This is a genomic window from Streptomyces sp. NPDC005070 (assembly GCF_053600395.1).
In genome coordinates this window covers 1-15816 of the sequence record NZ_JBSFZS010000148.1, presented here as the reverse complement: position 1 = coordinate 15816, position 15816 = coordinate 1, and the positions used below count along the sequence as shown (strand labels likewise).

Below are 15816 nucleotides of genomic sequence, written 5' to 3'. Positions count from 1 at the left end.
CCGGTGCGGCGAGTGGGGGTCCCCCCTGCTCGAAGAGCTTGGGGGAGCGTGCCGGGAGTCGCGACGGGGCGAACGTTGCCTGTCGCGGCACTAGGACGCGCCCCTGGGTGCCCGCGACAGGGGACAGGCATTCGGCCCCGCGATCGCGGGCACCCTTCCTCTTGGGCGGCTCGGGAACCGTGACGACCCGAGGTGTTTCTCCAGGCGTCACGATTCGCCTCATTCCATGATGAAATGCCACGAGCTACATTTTGTTCACGTACCAGGAACACGGAGCTTCGACGATCGCACCCCACGGAGAGGCCGGCCATGAACATCCCCTTCTTGGACAAGCTGCTCAAGCGGCATCCGGTGCGACAGGGGCGTCCCCTCGCCAAGGCGTTCGAGGACGACCCCGTGGGTGTGGCCGAACTGCTCTCGGAGTGTGAACTGCTCCGCTCCCAGGCCGCGTCCGTCGGCCTCGAACTGGACGACACCCCGGACTCGTTGGTGGCGCTCGACCAGCTCCTGCCGCTGTGGCGCGACGACCCCGAGGCGCTTCCCTGGCTCGGCAACGACGCCGGTCTCTATCTCGGCACCGTCGTGGTGCGCACGGTGCCGGGTGCCTCCTGGCACGTGTGGCCGGGCGGCAGTCCGGCCGTCCGGCTCCCCTCGGGGCGTGAGATCCCGGTCGTCGAGGCCGGCCTCGACTGGGCCGTGCAGGGCGTCCCCGAGCTGTCCCAGATGTACGCCGAGGCCACGGAGGCCTGACCGGAGGGCCCGCGCGGCCGTCCCCATGGGTGCCCGGGGTGTCGTGATCACCTGCCGTGATCCGCTCGTCATCCAGCCTCAAATACGGCTAATGAACCGACGCGCGTGTCGTCCGTTATGTGGTGATTCACGTCGATAGTTTGCGGTGACCGCCCCGGCCGACAGCAGGCTGGACCGGGATGACCGTCGATCCCCTGATCGACCCGTACGACGTCACCACGCACTTCGGGGAGCCGTATGTTCCGCAGGACCACGACCTCGCCGACGGCAAGGGAGAGGTGGTCGTGATCACCGGCCCGTCGAACAGATCGTCAACTGCCACGTGAGGCACGGCCATCCGGATCCGAACCCGCCGGTCCCCCGGTGGGGACGCGAGCACGTGCCCCTCGCCGGGGACTTCCCCGGGCCCGGGAGGCTGATCGCGGCGATCCTCGACTACGATTTGCCGTTCATCCCCGTGATGACGGTGATCTCGCCGATCCGCATCGGGATGTGTGTGCCGCTCTCCCGGTCCGCCCCGCGGGCGTACGGGCGAAAGCGGCACAGTCCCGAGACCGAGGCCGTGGACGTGGCTCCGGCCGAACCAGGGACGCTGCTGCCGGGTGGGGTACCCCCCACAGCCCCGAGACCGTAGGGGGAGCAGCAGCTCACAGGGCCAGGCCCGGCCGGCGCCAGCCGGAGATCACTGCTCGCGCAGGGGTACCGACACGTAGGACGGGTCGTGCTCCGGCGAGGAGAAGGTCAGCTGCGCGCCGGACGGGTTGTGCTCCATGTACAGCGGGTCGACCGTGTCGACGACCAGGGCGAGACGATGCCCGGCCGGGACGTCGTAGGCCGTGGAGAACAGGTCCAGGTCGACACCGAACGGCGTGCCGGGGGTCTGCCCGTGGAAGGTGTACGGCGCGTTGCTGACCAGCTTGCCGATCCCAAGCGGGCCCACGTCGTAGAGGTAGGCGATGAAGGTGCCGCTCTCCTTGGTGCCGGTGACCGTGGTGTGGAGTTTGGCGGTCCCTCGTACGCGCTGGGCGCTCGCATACCTCTCCGACTGCCACACCGCCGTCCAGTAGCGCGGCAGCAGCGGGATCGAGGCCATCGGCGGGATCCGCGTGAGCTGGTCGAGGATGCTGGACAGGAAGATGACCCCGCCGTCGGCGCCCGAGTCGACGTTCGTGTGGATGCGGGTGGTGCCTCCGAGGGCGATCTTCCTCGTGGTCGCGCCGACCGACTTCCAGTCCGGGTAGCCCTCGTAGCCGCCCGTGGAGCGGGACTTGAGCTGCACCGGCTGCTCGCGGTCGATGCCGTTGTCCTCGCCCTGCAGATAGTGGTCGAACCAGCGGGCGGTGTCGGTCCACACGTCGTTGGGCAGCCCGAACAGACCGGTGATCTCGGCGGTGGCGTGGTCGCCGGGACGGAACTCCAGCCGCTTTGGCCCGGACAGTTCCTCGTAGAACTTGGCGTACTGGTTGGCCGAGAAGATCGTGTCGCCCCAGGTGTTGGCCATGAAGACGGCGGGGCCGTTCTTGTCGAGCTGGTTCAGGTACGTCCCGGGAGAACGTTTCTTCCCCCAGTCGACCAGGTTCTGCTCCTTCGCGAGATTCCCGGAGAAGAAGTCCTTGAACACCTGCTGGGTCTCGGCGCTCGGGTGGCCCGTGATGTGCCCGACGCCGTCCAGCAGGGCGGCCGCCTGGACGTGTTCGGTACGGCCGGAGTAGATGGACGTGGTCAGGTCCGCCCAGCCGCTCAGCGCCGCGACCGCCTTGATGCGCTGGTCGTGCGCGGCGGCCAGCAGGCTGATCCCGGCGCCGTACGAGACACCCGCGACGCCCACCTTCCGTGCGTCGGCCGGGGTGTTGGCCAGCGCCCAGTCGATCACCTTGGACACGTCCGCGGTGTCGCGGGGGCCGGCGACGTCTATCTCGCCGCCCGACTGCCAGAAGCCGCGGACGTTGTAACCGACGACGACATAACCGGAGTTCGCGAGCTTCTGGGCCTGTGCGAGGTACTCGACCTGGGGCAGGCCCCAGCTCGTGGGCAGCACGATGAGCGGGTAGGAGCGGGTGCCGTCCGCTCCCGCCGGGGTGACGACGTTGGCCTTGAGGATGGTGCCGCCGTCACCGGAGATGTCGACGAAGCGGACACCTCCCGAGCTGCCGGCGGCCTGGGCGGTGGGGGCCAGGCCCAGGCTCGCGGCGGCGATCAGCGTCGCGGAGACGGCGCCGACGGCGGATGTGCGCAGGGGGTTGCGACCGTTTCCCAACGGGTCACTCCTCACTTGGTCAGTGCAAGGTGACCCGACGGTAACCGCGGCGGCTTACTCGAAGTAACCCGTCGGTAAGTTACGTGCGAGTAACGATTGTTGAAGTGTTCATTTCCATGCGTTCAAACCTCGTCGGCGGGTGCCGCCACGAACGGCCGGAAAGCGCCGCACCTCCGCGGACCGGGCGTCACGTACGCCGACGTGCCCGCGGCGTGGCCGCCTTCGCCGCGGCCTCCCCGTCCTGGCCGGGGTCGGACGCGGGGTCCGGCGCCGGGTCCAGGGCCGGCGGCGTCGGCAGCGGGGCCTGGGCCGCGCGGGTGACGTCCGCGACGACTTCGACGACATCGGGGCCGTACGCCTGGGAGTTCACGACCTTCAGCAGCAGGACGAAGCTGTTGCCGCCGTGCTTGCGGGCGAGGCGCGCGTGGTTGCGGGCGAGATAGCGGGTCGCCGCCTGGTTGGTGATCGCGCGCTGGCCGCAGAAGAGGAAGACCGGTCTCACGTCACGGCTCTGGCCCGCGGTCAGCCGGGCGAGGATCACGTACTCGGCCTGGCCCGACTCCAGCCGGTAGCGCTCGCTGCCTATCTGGAAGGCGCCCCGGTCGGGTCCCCGCCCGGAGTCGACGTTGACCTGTACGCCCGGCAGCAGGGACTGCAGATGCGCGGCCATGCGCCGGTTCGACGCCGGTCCGCCCACGCAGAACTCCGTGCGCTCGCCGAAACCCTGCTGGGTCGCGTCGTGCGCGATGACCTGGGCGTGCGCGCCGCAGTCCTTGATGAGCGCGGACAGTTCGAGCAGTGCGAACACGTCGTGGCGCATCACCGTCAGTTCGGGACCGCCCGCCTCGCGGTTCACCACGAGGAGCGACTCGGAGTTGTCGGGCAGCCCGAAGAACGCCTGCTTGCGGCGCAGCTTGCGCTTCCACAGGTAGGTGCGGGCGACCCAGCCGAGCGCGGCACTGAGGCCGGTGGCGAGGAGGCCGAGGACGATGTTGCGCACGTCGTCATTCATGTGCGCGCATGCTAGCGGGCTCACGGAACCGTGTTCGAGGGGGCCTGACGTGGTCGCCGTCGTGAAGTTACGCTGCGCGGACGGCTGTTGACTGGAGGTATTGATGCGACGTCCTCTTGTGCGGAATCTGACGGTCCTGGCGGTTTCGGCCGCGACGGCATTAGTGGGTGCGGCGGCCCCGCCCGGAGCGCCGGCGGCGGGCGCGGCCGCGAGGACGCCCGCCGCGAAGGTGCCCGTCGCGGTCGGGTCCGGAGGTGCCGTGGCGAGCGTCGACGCGGACGCCTCCGCCGCGGGCATCGAGGTGCTGAGGAAGGGCGGCAACGCGGTCGACGCGGCTGTCGCCACCGCGGCGGCCCTCGGCGTCACCGAGCCCTACTCGTCCGGCATCGGCGGCGGCGGCTACTTCGTCTACTACGACGCCAAGTCCCGTACGGTGCACACGATCGACGGACGCGAGACGGCGCCCCTGACCGCCGACTCCGGGCTGTTCCTGGAGAACGGCAAGCCGCTCGCCTTCGCCGACGCCGTCACCAGCGGGCTGAGCGTGGGCACACCGGGCACGCCCGCCACCTGGCAGACGGCCCTGGACTCATGGGGCAGCAGACGCCTCGGCACCGTCCTGGAACCGGCCGAGCGCATCGCCCGCTCCGGGTTCACGGTCGACGCGACCTTCCGCTCACAGACCGAGCTGAACCAGGCCCGCTTCCGCAACTTCCCCGACACCGCGGGACTGTTCCTGCCCGGAGGCTCGCTGCCGGTCGTCGGATCGACCTTCAAGAACCCCGATCTGGCCCGCACGTACGAGGAGTTGGGCAGGAAGGGCACACGAGCCCTGTACACCGGCACGCTCGGCCGGGAGATCGTCGCCACCGTGAACAAGCCGCCCGTGGACCCGGCGTCCGGCTACGACGCCCGGCCCGGAAAGCTGTCCCCGAGGGATCTCGCCGCCTACGGGGCGAAGCGCCAGGCGCCCACCAGGACCTCGTACCGCGGTCTGGACGTCTACTCGATCGCCCCCTCCTCCTCCGGCGGCACCACCGTCGGCGAGGCGCTCAACATCTTGGAGAGGACGGACCTCTCCAAGGCGAGCGAGGCGCAGTACCTGCACCACTACATCGAGGCGAGCCGGATCGCGTTCGCGGACCGGGGCCGCTGGGTGGGCGACCCGGCCTTCGAGGACGTACCCACCAAGGGCCTGCTCTCGCAGAAGTACGCGGACAGCCGGGCCTGCCTCGTCAAGGACGACGCTGTGCTGACGAGCCCGCTCACGCCGGGCGACCCGAACAGTCCCGCCGCCTGCGCCGGCACCGGGACGGCCGCCCCGACGACGTACGAGGGAGAGAACACGACCCACCTCACGGTGGCCGACAAGTGGGGCAACGTCGTCGCCTACACGCTGACCATCGAACAGACCGGCGGCAGCGGTATCACCGTCCCGGGACGCGGTTTCCTCCTCAACAACGAGCTGACGGACTTCTCCTTCGCCCCGGCCAACCCGGCCGTGCACGACCCGAATCTGCCGGGTCCCGGCAAGCGGCCGCGCTCGTCGATCTCGCCGACCATCGTCCTCGACCGGCACGGCAGGCCGGTCGTGGCGCTCGGTTCGCCCGGTGGCGCGAGCATCATCACGACCGTGCTGCAGACGCTGACCGAGTTCGTCGACCGCGGTCTCCCCTTGGTCGACGCGATCGCCGCGCCACGCGCCAGCCAGCGCAACGCGGCCCAGACCGAGCTCGAACCGGGCCTGTACGACAGCCCGTCGCGGGCCGGGCTCGAAGCCATCGGGCACTCCTTCAAGGTGAACCCGGAGATCGGCGCGGCCACGGGCGTCCAGCGCCTCCCGAACGGCACCTGGCTGGCCGCGGCGGAGAAGGTCCGCCGGGGCGGAGGCTCGGCCATGGTCGTACGGCCCGCGCCCTAGCCGCCGGATCACCGGCGGCCGTACCGCGGGGCAGGGGTGTGCTCCGCCCCGCGGTACGGCGGTGGCCGTGGTGCGGGGCGGCCCGCCTCGTGGCCTTGGGCGACCGGGGGGTCAGCGGGCCGTCAGGATGCGCGGGCCCGAGTCCGTGATGGCCACCGTGTGTTCCGCATGCGCCGCACGGGAGCCGTCGTTCGTGCGCAGCGTCCAGCCGTCGGGGGCCGCGTGGTAGTCGTCCGTGCCGCCGCCGATGAGCATCGGCTCGATGGCGAGGACCATGCCGTGCCGCAGCGGCATCCCGCGTCCCGGGCGGCCCTCGTTCGGGACGCCCGGGTCCTCGTGCATCCGGCGTCCGATGCCGTGGCCGCCGAACCCGTCCGGGATCCCGTATCCGGCCGCCCGGCACACCGTGCCGACGGCGTGCGCGATGTCCCCGATGCGGTTGCCCACGACCGCCGCCTCGATCCCCGCGGCCAGGGCCCGCTCCGCGGTCTCCACGAGCCGCGCGTCGGCGGCGCGCGGCGCGCCCACGATGAAGCTGATCGCCGAGTCGCCCACCCAGCCGCCCAGTTCGGCGCCGAAGTCGATGGAGACCAGGTCTCCGTCGCGCAGCCGGTAGCCCGTCGGGATGCCGTGCACGATCGCCTCGTTCACCGAGGCGCAGACGACCGCGGGGAAGGGCGTGGGCGCGAAGGAGGGGTGATAGCCGAGGAAGGGCGACGTCGCGCCCGCGTCGCGCAGGACCTGATGCGCCACCTCGTCCAGCTCCAGCAGGGAGATGCCCACGTCGGCGGCCTCGCGCACCGCGGTGAGTGCCCTGCCCACGACCTGGCCGGCCGCGTACATCTCGTCGATCGACGTGTCGGTCTTCAGTTCCACCATGCCAATTACTATACCGGTATTAGAATGGTGTCATGGTGCGAACCCCACTGACCCCCGAAGAGCGCGAACGCGGCGAGCGGCTTGGGCGGCTGCTGCGCGAAGCCCGCGGCGGCCGCAGCATGGCGGACATCGCGGGCGTGGCGGGGATCTCCGCGGAGACCTTGCGCAAGATCGAGACCGGACGCGCTCCCACGCCGGCCTTCTTCACGGTCGCCGCACTGGCGCGGGCCCTCGGCCTCTCGATGGACGAGCTCGTCGTACGGTGCGCGCTGGTGCCGGCGGCGTGAGGGTCTGAGGTCTCCGCGGCCTGGGGGCATCAGTCCGGCTCGGAGCTCCGTGGTGCGGGGGCTCGTCGGGCCGAAGGCTCGTCGGAACGAAGGCTCGTCGGCTCCGCGCCGGAACGGCCTCGCGGCGCACGACGCGCCGCGGCCCGGAGGGCTCACGGTCCGGCTCGGGCGGCCGGTGTTGAGAAATTGTTGAATTCACTGCTCGTTCCCTTGTCGTCTACGCGCGTAGTCACTAACCTCCGGCCATGTCGAACACGAACGCCCGCCCCGGCGTGGCGACTTCGCAGCAGCCCGCGCCCGGCGAAGCGCGGCCTTCCATCCCGGCAGAGCGCACGGCGAGGCACGGACGCGGTGCGCCCGTGATCGTGCGGCTCGTCTGCACCGATCTCGACGGCACCCTGCTCGACTCGTCCGGCGCCATCCGCGAACGCACCCTGGGAACGCTCGCGGAGGCGGAGCGCGCCGGGATCGCCGTGGTCGGGGTGACCGGACGGCCCGTCCGCGACACCCTGGACCTGGTCCGGCGCCACGGGCTCACCGGGCCCGTGGTGTGCAGCAACGGCGCGGTGACCGTGGACGCCGAGTCGGGGCGGCTGCTGGACTGCCGGGGATTCGGACCCGGTGACGCGGCGGGCATCCTGCGCACGGTCCGTGACGCGGTGCCCGGGGTCGCGCTGGGGGTCGACTCCGTGTCCGGGCTCCGCCTGGAGACGGCCTTCGTGCGACTGGTGCCGAACACCTGGCGCCACGTCGCGCTGGACGGCGTCTCCGCACCGGCGGACGCGGACCCGGTGGTCAAGATCCTCGCCGCCCATCCGATGCTGCTGGTGGACGAACTCGCCGCCGTGATCGCCTCGGTCGTCGGGGACCGGGCGGTGATCACGAGATCCACCGGCGACTTCCTCGAAATGTCCGCTCCCGGTGTCGACAAGGGGGAGGCGCTGCGGACGCTCGCCGAGCGGAGCGGGCTTCCGCTGGAACGCACCGCCGCCGTGGGCGACATGCCCAACGACATCCCGATGCTGCGCGCGGCCGGGCTCGCCGCCGCCGTCGCCAACGCCCACGAGGACACGCTGCGCGCCGCCGACATCGTGCTGCCGAGCAACGACGACGAGGGTGTCGCCGCCCTCATCCGGCTCGTACTGCCGCGCGCGGCGGCGGTGGAGGCGTGCCGGATCTGAGGGCGCGGTGAGGTCCGCCGGTCCGGTCCGTCCGGCGTGCGGTGGGCCGTTCGTCCCGGCGTGCGCCCGAGTTTCGTTCGGGGCGCACGGCCGCGCGGGCGTGCTCCGGCGCGCCCCCTCGGCGAGACCTCTGCGTTCCCGCCGAAAACTCCCCGTAGTCGATCCGTAACACGACTGGTGTTCTCTGTCGGGTCGAAGTGCTCACGTCGGGCGGGGAGTTGAGTGATGGCTGTAGGACAACTCCCGGAACAGGTACTGGAGTTCGCGCGGTATCTGAACGGGCTTGTGGACCGGCTCGATCGGAGCGGCGGCTGGTGCGGGGTCTTCTGGCAACGTGACCCCGACGGAATGCGGGCGTGCCTCGAAGGGCAGGAGGTGCCGCCCTGGGACGTCGTGGAGGCACTCCTCCAGGACGTCGTCGGGCAGTACGGGGAGCGGGCCGCGGCCCAGGAGACGGCTCGGGCCGGGGTACTGCACGCGGCCTCGCTGGCCGCGTACGACGTCCGTCCGGGCGGCCGGGACGCGCTCGGCGACCGCCTGGACGTCATGCTCCGCGAACAGCGCTACGCCGCGGAACGCCAGGCCGAACTGAGCGGACGGCTTCCCGCGGCGGTTTCCCGTGGGGAGGCCGAGTCGATCCGCCTGGACCTCGCCTGGGCGCAGGACGATCATGAACGGGCCGCCGCCCGCTGCGCCGAACTGCGCCACCGCATGGAGAACGTCGACCGCCACGCCCTGCGCGCCCCCGGGCGGCACACGCCGGGCTTCCCGGCTCCGGCCGCCGGGGCGGGACATGGGTTTGGGCCCGGATCTGGTCACGCCGTTGGATCAGGGGCCGGCCCGGGGCATGGTTTTGGGCCCGCACCTGGTCACGGTGCCGGATCGAGCCCGGGGCCGAGCCCTGGGCATGGTTCTGGTCACGGTGCCGGATCGGGCCTGGGTTCTGGGCATGGTTCTGGGTTCGGACCTGGTCACGGGGTGGGTGGGGGCCCCGACTCCGGTGCGGGATCAGGCCCCGGCCCTGGCATGGGCCCCGGCGCAGGACATGGCCCCGGCTTCGGCCCCGGCCTCGCCGCAGGGGCGGCCCCCGGCTCGCGTCCGGCGGCGGCCGAGCGGGGCGAGGCCTGGCCTTCTGCCGCGAGCTACGTCCCAGGCGGTCACGCACAGCCCGGGGCACGCCCCACGGGCCTCGCGCCGGACGGCGACAGGTCCCGTCCCGCGGAGCGGGTCGCCGCGCCCGCCCCGGCACACGACAGGACCCCGCCCGACGCCGACCCGCATCCGGCCAAGCGTTCCAAGCGGCGTCGGAGAGGGGGCGCGCGTTTCGCCGGGATGGTGGAGGCCGACGTGGCTCCCGTGGCTGTGCCGGAGGCCGGTCCCGTGCTGCCCGACCCGCCCGCGCGGGGCGGGCGTACGCCCCGCGGCGCGCGTTTCGCCGGTGCCGCCGAGGAGCCCGCGCGCCCGCACACGACGACACAGCCGGAGCCGCCGGACGAGGGCGCGCGGCGGCTCACGGCGGAGACCGTCGCGACGCTCACGCGGCTGCGCGGCGAGGGCCGCAGCGGCGAGGCGCACGCGCTGCTCGTCGAAGCGGCGTACTGGCCCCCCGCCCGCTTCCCCCTGCTCGCCGCCGAACTGCACGGCGCCGGACTCGACGCGGACTGGGCCACCCTGCTGTGGGAGGCGGCCTCGCTGCCCGCCGACCGGCTGGTCGCCGCGGCCGACGCGCTCACCGCCGCCGGGCGCAGCGCCGACGGCAGGCAGATGCTGCGCCAGGGCGTCACCCGGCCCGCCCCCGAGATCGGCGCCGCCGTCCTCGACCTCGCCGACCAGGGCCGAGGCCGCGAGATCAGCGCGCTCCTCGACGCGTACGTGCGTGTGTGCGCCCCGGAGGAAGCCGCCCGCAGCGCCGAGACGGACCCGGAGCGACTCGTACCGCTGCTCCTGCGGGCGGCCCGGGGAGTGTCCGACGAATGCCAATGGGACCTGGTCCACGCCCTGCGCGTCGCCGGGTTCACGCCATGATCCGCCGCCGGTCGACGGCCACGGCGTGACTCGTGCCGCGCCCGGCGAGGTCACGGCTTGGCCCTCGGCCCGGCGTCGGTCACGGCGTGGCCCTTCGTCCGGGGACGGTGCGGTGTGGCCCCGCCCGGCGACCGTCGGAGCTCGGTCTCGCCGCCCGGCGCTGGCCACGACGTGACTCTCCGCCCGGTGCCGGTCACGGAGTGACCCATGCCCCCGCCCGGCGACGGTCACGGCGCCGCCCGCCCGAGGCCGCTCGTGCGCGCACGCGCACCTGCGATGCCGGGCTCGACACGGACGGCGATCCGTCGGGAGTCCGTGCACGCGCGGCGGCGTCCACCCGGTCCTGCGGGCGCTCGCCCGGTCGGCCGTACCTCCGGCTCCGGCGGCCATGTCACTCACCCGTGAGGGTCAGAAACGTGATCGACTCAGCGGGTTAACGACGATGGTCTTGGCAAGGCTGTCCGGGGGGCTTACTTTCGAGCCTCTACAGCCTTTGTCTACGGGCGTAGAGGCTCTCTGACGTCCCGTCGAAGGAGCAGCTCATGGGCAACGTCGTACGTGCCGCCCTGGTCCAGGCCACCTGGACCGGCGACACCGCATCCATGGTCGCCAAACACGAGGAACACGCCCGTGAGGCGGCCCGGCAGGGTGCCAAGGTCATCGGGTTCCAGGAAGTCTTCAACGCCCCCTACTTCTGCCAGGTCCAGGAGCCGGAGCACTACGCCTGGGCGGAGCCGGTCCCCGACGGACCCACCGTCACCCGTATGTGTGAGCTCGCGCGCGAGACCGGCATGGTGATCGTCGTACCCGTGTTCGAGGTCGAGCAGTCCGGGTTCTACTACAACACCGCGGCCGTGATCGACGCCGACGGCACGTACCTCGGGAAGTACCGCAAGCACCACATCCCGCAGGTGAAGGGGTTCTGGGAGAAGTACTACTTCAAGCCCGGCAACCTCGGCTGGCCCGTCTTCGACACGGCCGTCGGCCGGGTCGGGGTCTACATCTGCTACGACCGGCACTTCCCCGAAGGCTGGCGGCAGCTCGGTCTGAACGGCGCCCAGCTCGTGTACAACCCCTCGGCCACCTCCCGCGGACTGTCCGCCTACCTCTGGCAGCTCGAACAGCCCGCGGCGGCCGTCGCCAACGAGTACTTCATCGCCGCGATCAACCGGATCGGGCAGGAGGAGTACGGCGACAACGACTTCTACGGAACCTCGTACTTCGTCGACCCGCGAGGACAGTTCGTCGGCGAGCGGGCGAGCGACAAGGCCGAGGAACTCGTCGTCCGCGACCTGGACTTCGGCCTCATCGAGGAAGTACGCCAACAGTGGGCGTTCTACCGCGACCGGCGCCCCGACGCCTACGAAGGGCTGGTGCAGCCATGACCGACCTGTACACCCGCCACCAGGCCGTCCTGCCGGACTGGCTCGCCCTGTACTACGAGGACCCGATCGAGATCACCCACGGCGAGGGCCGCCACGTCTGGGACTCCGACGGAAACAAGTACCTCGACTTCTTCGGCGGCATCCTCACCACGATGACCGCGCACGCCCTGCCCGAGGTGACGAAGGCCGTCAGCGAGCAGGCCGGCCGGATCATCCACTCCTCGACGCTGTACCTCAACCGGCCGATGGTCGAACTCGCCGAACGCGTCGCCCAGTTGTCCGGCATCCCCGATGCCCGCGTCTTCTTCACCACCTCCGGCACCGAGGCCAACGACACGGCCCTGCTGCTCGCCACCACCCACCGGCGCAGCAACCAGATCCTCGCCATGCGTAACAGCTACCACGGCCGGTCGTTCAGCGCGGTCGGGATCACCGGCAACAAGGGCTGGTCGCCCACCTCCCTGTCACCGCTCCAGACGCTGTACGTGCACGGCGGTGTCCGCACCCGCGGCCCCTACGCCGACCTCGACGACGCCGCGTTCACCGACGCCTGCGTGGCGGACCTGAAGGACCTGCTCGGCCATGTCCGCCCGCCCGCCGCGCTGATCGCCGAACCGATCCAGGGTGTCGGCGGCTTCACCGCGCCCCCCGACGGCCTGTACGCGGCCTTCCGCGAGGTCCTCCAGGAGCACGGCGTCCTCTGGATCGCCGACGAGGTGCAGACCGGCTGGGGCCGCACCGGCGAGCACTTCTGGGGCTGGCAGGCCCACGCCGCCTCCGGCCCGCCCGACATGCTCACCTTCGCCAAGGGCATCGGCAACGGCATGTCCATCGGCGGAGTCGTCGCCCGCGCCGAGATCATGAACTGCCTCGACTCCAACTCCATCTCGACCTTCGGTGGTTCACCGGTCACGATGGCGGCGGGACTCGCGAATCTCACCTACCTCCTCGAACACGACCTCCAGGGCAACGCCCGGCGCGTCGGCGGCCTGCTCATCGAGCGGCTCCGCGAGGTCGCCGCGCAGTTCGACGGTGTACGCGAGGTGCGCGGGCGCGGACTGATGATCGGCATCGAACTGGTGGAGCCCGGCACCGACCGCGCGAACCCCGCTGGAGCCGCGGCGGTCCTCGAAGCGGCCCGCGAGGAAGGCCTGTTGATCGGCAAGGGCGGCGGACACGACACCAGCGTGCTGCGTATCGCCCCGCCGCTCTCCCTCACCGTCGCGGAGGCGGAGGAGGGCGCGTCGATCCTGGAACGCGCGCTGAGGCGGGCCCAGTAACAGATGAGCAAGGGCGGGTGAGCCGAAGGGGCGGTGGTCCCGAAGACCCGGCGCGCGAGGACCCGAGGGTTCGGGCACGCGTCGAGTCCCCGCGGCCGCCCGCAGTGCTCCGGAGGCGAACCGAGCCACGGACAAAGGGGAACGCCGCCATGACCACCGTCCTGGAACCCGCGCTTTCGGTACGCCAGGTCCTCGCCCTGGACCGGGTGCTCGCCGGGGAGCCCGAGGTGGTGGCCGGTGCCGGCCATCTCGACCGGTCCGTCCGCTGGGTGCACGTCGCCGAGGCCGCCGACGTGGGCGTCATGCTCAGCGGCGGCGAAATGGTCCTCACCACCGGGGTGTTGCTCGCCGGCGACCCCGATGCCCAGGCCGAGTACATCCGTTCGCTGCACCGCGCCGAGGCCGCGGCCGTCGTCCTCGGACTCGGCCGCGCCTTCCCCGCGCCCCCGGACGTGATGCGCCGGGCCGCCGAACGCTGCGGCCTGCCGATGGTGGTGCTCCACCGCCCCTTCCCCTTCGCCGAGTTGACGGAGGAGGTCCAGTCCCGGCTGGTACGGCAGAAGTTCGCGGCCGTGAGCCTCTCGGAGGCCGTACGCACCGCACTCACCGGGCTGATCACCACCGGCGCCCCGCTCCAGCGCCTGCTCGACGAGATCGCCGTGCACGCCGCCTGTCCCGTCGTCGTCACCAACCTCGCCCACCGGGTCCTCGCCACCGCCGGCGAACGCTCCGCCGTCGACGACGTGCTGCGCGACTGGGACCGCATCGCCCGGCAGGCATGGGGGTCCCACCCAGGCCCTTCAGGCACTGGGGGAGGCAGCGAGGGCGACGGATGGATCCGCGCCGAACTCGGCGGACGGGGGGAGCGATGGGGCCGCGTCCTGCTGTGCGGCCACCGCGGCGACGCGGCGACCGGGCGCCTGCTCGCCGACCGGGCCGCCGAGGCCCTGATCCTGCACCGCATGCTCGCCGGCCCTGCCCACTCCTGGGAGGAGGAGTCCGCGCAGGGCCTGCTGACCGACCTCGTGAGCGGTGCCGTACCGGCCCGCCAGCTCCTGCCGCGAGCGCGGGCCGCCGGACTGCCCGTGAACCGCCGCACCTTCGTGCCCCTGGTGGTGCGCGACGGCGACGCTTCCCAACTCGACCGTGTGCTGCGCCTGCTGGGGCTGCCGGGGCTCGTCGCCGAACTGTCCGACGGAGCGACCGCGCTGCTGCTCAGTCTTCCGCGCGACCAGGACGCCGAGGCGCTGGCCGCGCATTTCGCCGTACGGCTGCGGCACGAGACCGGGGCCCCCGCCACCGTGGCCGCCGCCGGGCCCCGTACCGCCTGGGACGACGTACCCGCCGGACTGCGCGAGGCCCTGCACGTCGCCGAGGCCGCCGGCGACCCGCCCGCCGACCAGGACCGGCCCGCGCTCGTCCGGCTGCGTGACGTCCATCTGCGCGGCCTGGTCCGGCTGCTGCGGGACGACCCGAACGTCCAGTCCTTCGCGGAACGCGAACTCGACGGCCTGCTCGGCGGTCCGCGGGCGGATCCACGGCTGCTGCCCGTGCTGCGGACCTACCTCGCCACCGGCCGCAACAAGTCCCGCACGGCGCAGCTCCACCATGTCAGCCGGCCCGCGCTCTACCGCCGGCTGGAGGTCATACAGGCCCGCCTCGGCGTCGACCTCGACGACTTCGAACAGGCGGCCTCCGTCCACATCGCGCTGCTCGCGCACGACGCGCAACAGCGGTGAAACACAGAACCAGTCAGGCGCAACACGGGAGAACGCGGAGGTGACACCGTGGAACGGCACAGCACTTCGGACGTGACACGGTGCAACTCAAAGAACGGGCCGGGGCTTTCTAGTCTCCTCGCACACCGAGCGACCGGAGGTCCCGATGAGCAGAGTGATCCGCGCCGCCGTCTTTCAGACCGCATGGACCGGCGACAAGGAATCGATGATCCAGGTCCACGAGCAGGCGGCCCGCGACGCGGCCGCGCAGGGCGCCCAAGTCCTGTGCTTCCAGGAGCTGTTCTACGGACCGTACTTCTGCCAGGTGCAGGACAAGGAGTTCTACGCGTACGCCGAGCAGATCCCCGAGGGCCCGATCGTCCGGCGCTTCCAGGCGCTGGCGAAGGAACTGGGCCTCGTCCTCGTGCTGCCGATGTACGAGGAGGAACAGCCCGGTGTCCTGTACAACACGGCGGCCGTGATCGACGCCGACGGCTCCTACCTGGGCAAGTATCGCAAGACCCACATTCCCCAAGTACCCGGATTCTGGGAGAAGTTCTACTTCCGGCCCGGGAACTCCGGCTGGCCCGTCTTCGACACGGCCGTGGGCCGGATCGGGGTCTACATCTGCTACGACCGGCACTTCCCGGAGGGCTGGCGGGCCCTCGGTCTCGCGGGCGCGGAGATCGTCTTCAACCCGTCGGCCACCTCCCGCGGACTGTCCGGCTACCTCTGGCAGTTGGAGCAGCCGGCCGCCGCCGTCGCCAACGAGTACTTCGTGGGTGCGATCAACCGGGTCGGGCAGGAGGAGTACGGCGACAACGACTTCTACGGGACCTCGTACTTCGTGGACCCCGAGGCCCAGTTCGTCGGCGAGGTGGCGAGCGACAAGGAGAGCGAACTCGTCGTCCGCGACCTGGACATGGCCAAGCTCCGCGAGGTCCGCGACCGGTGGCAGTTCTACCGCGACCGCGCCCCGGGGGCGTACGCGCCACTGACCGCGCCCTGACGGTCCGGAGGAGGCACGCTCCAGTCGTCCGTGCCGCGGGCCCTGCGATCCGAGCGCGGGACCCCCGGGCCGGCGCCCGGCACCCCCCGGGGCGCGCACAAATAGGGAGAGA

At 71.7% G+C, this 15816-nt stretch carries 13 protein-coding genes and 1 pseudogene; 11 read left to right on the top strand and 3 right to left on the bottom strand.

Annotation, left to right across the window (positions count from 1 at the left end; translation table 11 throughout):
- The first annotated feature begins 309 nt into the window (after positions 1-309).
- From ACWEBX_RS32620 to ACWEBX_RS32610, 3 genes and pseudogenes are all read left to right on the top strand, one after another.
- Positions 310-750, top strand: coding sequence for a DUF6278 family protein (locus tag ACWEBX_RS32620; RefSeq protein ID WP_451888380.1), 441 nt, complete (start codon positions 310-312; stop codon positions 748-750).
- 179 nt (positions 751-929) lie between these two features.
- Positions 930-1076: a hypothetical protein gene (locus ACWEBX_RS32615; RefSeq protein WP_451888379.1), complete on the top strand. Its 147-nt coding sequence runs from the start codon at positions 930-932 to the stop codon at positions 1074-1076.
- A 68-nt stretch (positions 1077-1144) separates the two neighbouring features.
- A pseudogene (locus ACWEBX_RS32610) lies at positions 1145-1384 on the top strand (amino acid ABC transporter permease); the annotation flags it as partial.
- A gap of 48 nt (positions 1385-1432) precedes the next feature.
- Here ACWEBX_RS32610 and ACWEBX_RS32605 read toward each other — a convergent pair.
- Together ACWEBX_RS32605 and ACWEBX_RS32600 are read right to left on the bottom strand one after the other, a co-directional pair.
- Positions 1433-3007, bottom strand: a complete 1575-nt coding sequence (locus tag ACWEBX_RS32605; RefSeq protein WP_451888378.1) for a CocE/NonD family hydrolase — start codon at positions 3005-3007, stop codon at positions 1433-1435.
- 187 nt (positions 3008-3194) lie between these two features.
- A complete protein-coding gene (locus ACWEBX_RS32600) occupies positions 3195-4019 on the bottom strand; it encodes a hypothetical protein (RefSeq protein ID WP_451888377.1) in 825 nt (274 codons plus the stop codon).
- A gap of 103 nt (positions 4020-4122) precedes the next feature.
- Between ACWEBX_RS32600 and ggt the strand changes: the two genes are divergently transcribed.
- Positions 4123-5940 carry a gamma-glutamyltransferase gene (gene ggt / locus ACWEBX_RS32595; RefSeq protein ID WP_451888376.1) on the top strand — a complete coding sequence of 606 codons (1818 nt, stop codon included), beginning with the start codon at positions 4123-4125 and terminating at the stop codon, positions 5938-5940.
- Between the two features lie 111 nt (positions 5941-6051).
- On the opposite strand, the gene map is transcribed toward ggt, so the two are convergent.
- A complete protein-coding gene (gene map / locus ACWEBX_RS32590) occupies positions 6052-6819 on the bottom strand; it encodes a type I methionyl aminopeptidase (protein ID WP_451888375.1) in 768 nt (255 codons plus the stop codon).
- Positions 6820-6851: 32 nt separating this feature from the next.
- Between map and ACWEBX_RS32585 the strand changes: the two genes are divergently transcribed.
- The 7 genes from ACWEBX_RS32585 to ACWEBX_RS32555 all read left to right on the top strand — a co-directional run bounded on the left by ACWEBX_RS32585 (position 6852) and on the right by ACWEBX_RS32555 (position 15704).
- Entirely contained in the window at positions 6852-7106 is a 255-nt protein-coding gene (locus tag ACWEBX_RS32585; RefSeq protein WP_451888374.1) for a helix-turn-helix domain-containing protein, read from the top strand.
- 245 nt (positions 7107-7351) lie between these two features.
- Positions 7352-8287, top strand: coding sequence for an HAD family hydrolase (locus ACWEBX_RS32580; protein WP_451888373.1), 936 nt, complete (start codon positions 7352-7354; stop codon positions 8285-8287).
- 225 nt (positions 8288-8512) lie between these two features.
- A complete protein-coding gene (locus ACWEBX_RS32575; protein WP_451888372.1) occupies positions 8513-10312 on the top strand; it encodes a hypothetical protein in 1800 nt (599 codons plus the stop codon).
- A 542-nt stretch (positions 10313-10854) separates the two neighbouring features.
- Complete coding sequence (locus tag ACWEBX_RS32570) at positions 10855-11697, top strand: nitrilase-related carbon-nitrogen hydrolase (protein ID WP_451888371.1); 843 nt, start codon at positions 10855-10857, stop codon at positions 11695-11697.
- Positions 11694-12977 carry an aspartate aminotransferase family protein gene (locus ACWEBX_RS32565; protein WP_451888370.1) on the top strand — a complete coding sequence of 428 codons (1284 nt, stop codon included), beginning with the start codon at positions 11694-11696 and terminating at the stop codon, positions 12975-12977. The genes ACWEBX_RS32570 and ACWEBX_RS32565 overlap by 4 nt, the downstream gene beginning before the upstream one ends.
- Positions 12978-13126: 149 nt before the next feature.
- On the top strand, positions 13127-14716 hold the full coding sequence (locus ACWEBX_RS32560; RefSeq protein ID WP_451888369.1) for a PucR family transcriptional regulator: 1590 nt from the start codon (positions 13127-13129) through the stop codon (positions 14714-14716).
- A 145-nt stretch (positions 14717-14861) separates the two neighbouring features.
- Positions 14862-15704, top strand: a complete 843-nt coding sequence (locus ACWEBX_RS32555) for a nitrilase-related carbon-nitrogen hydrolase (RefSeq protein WP_361686673.1) — start codon at positions 14862-14864, stop codon at positions 15702-15704.
- Positions 15705-15816 lie beyond the last annotated feature (112 nt).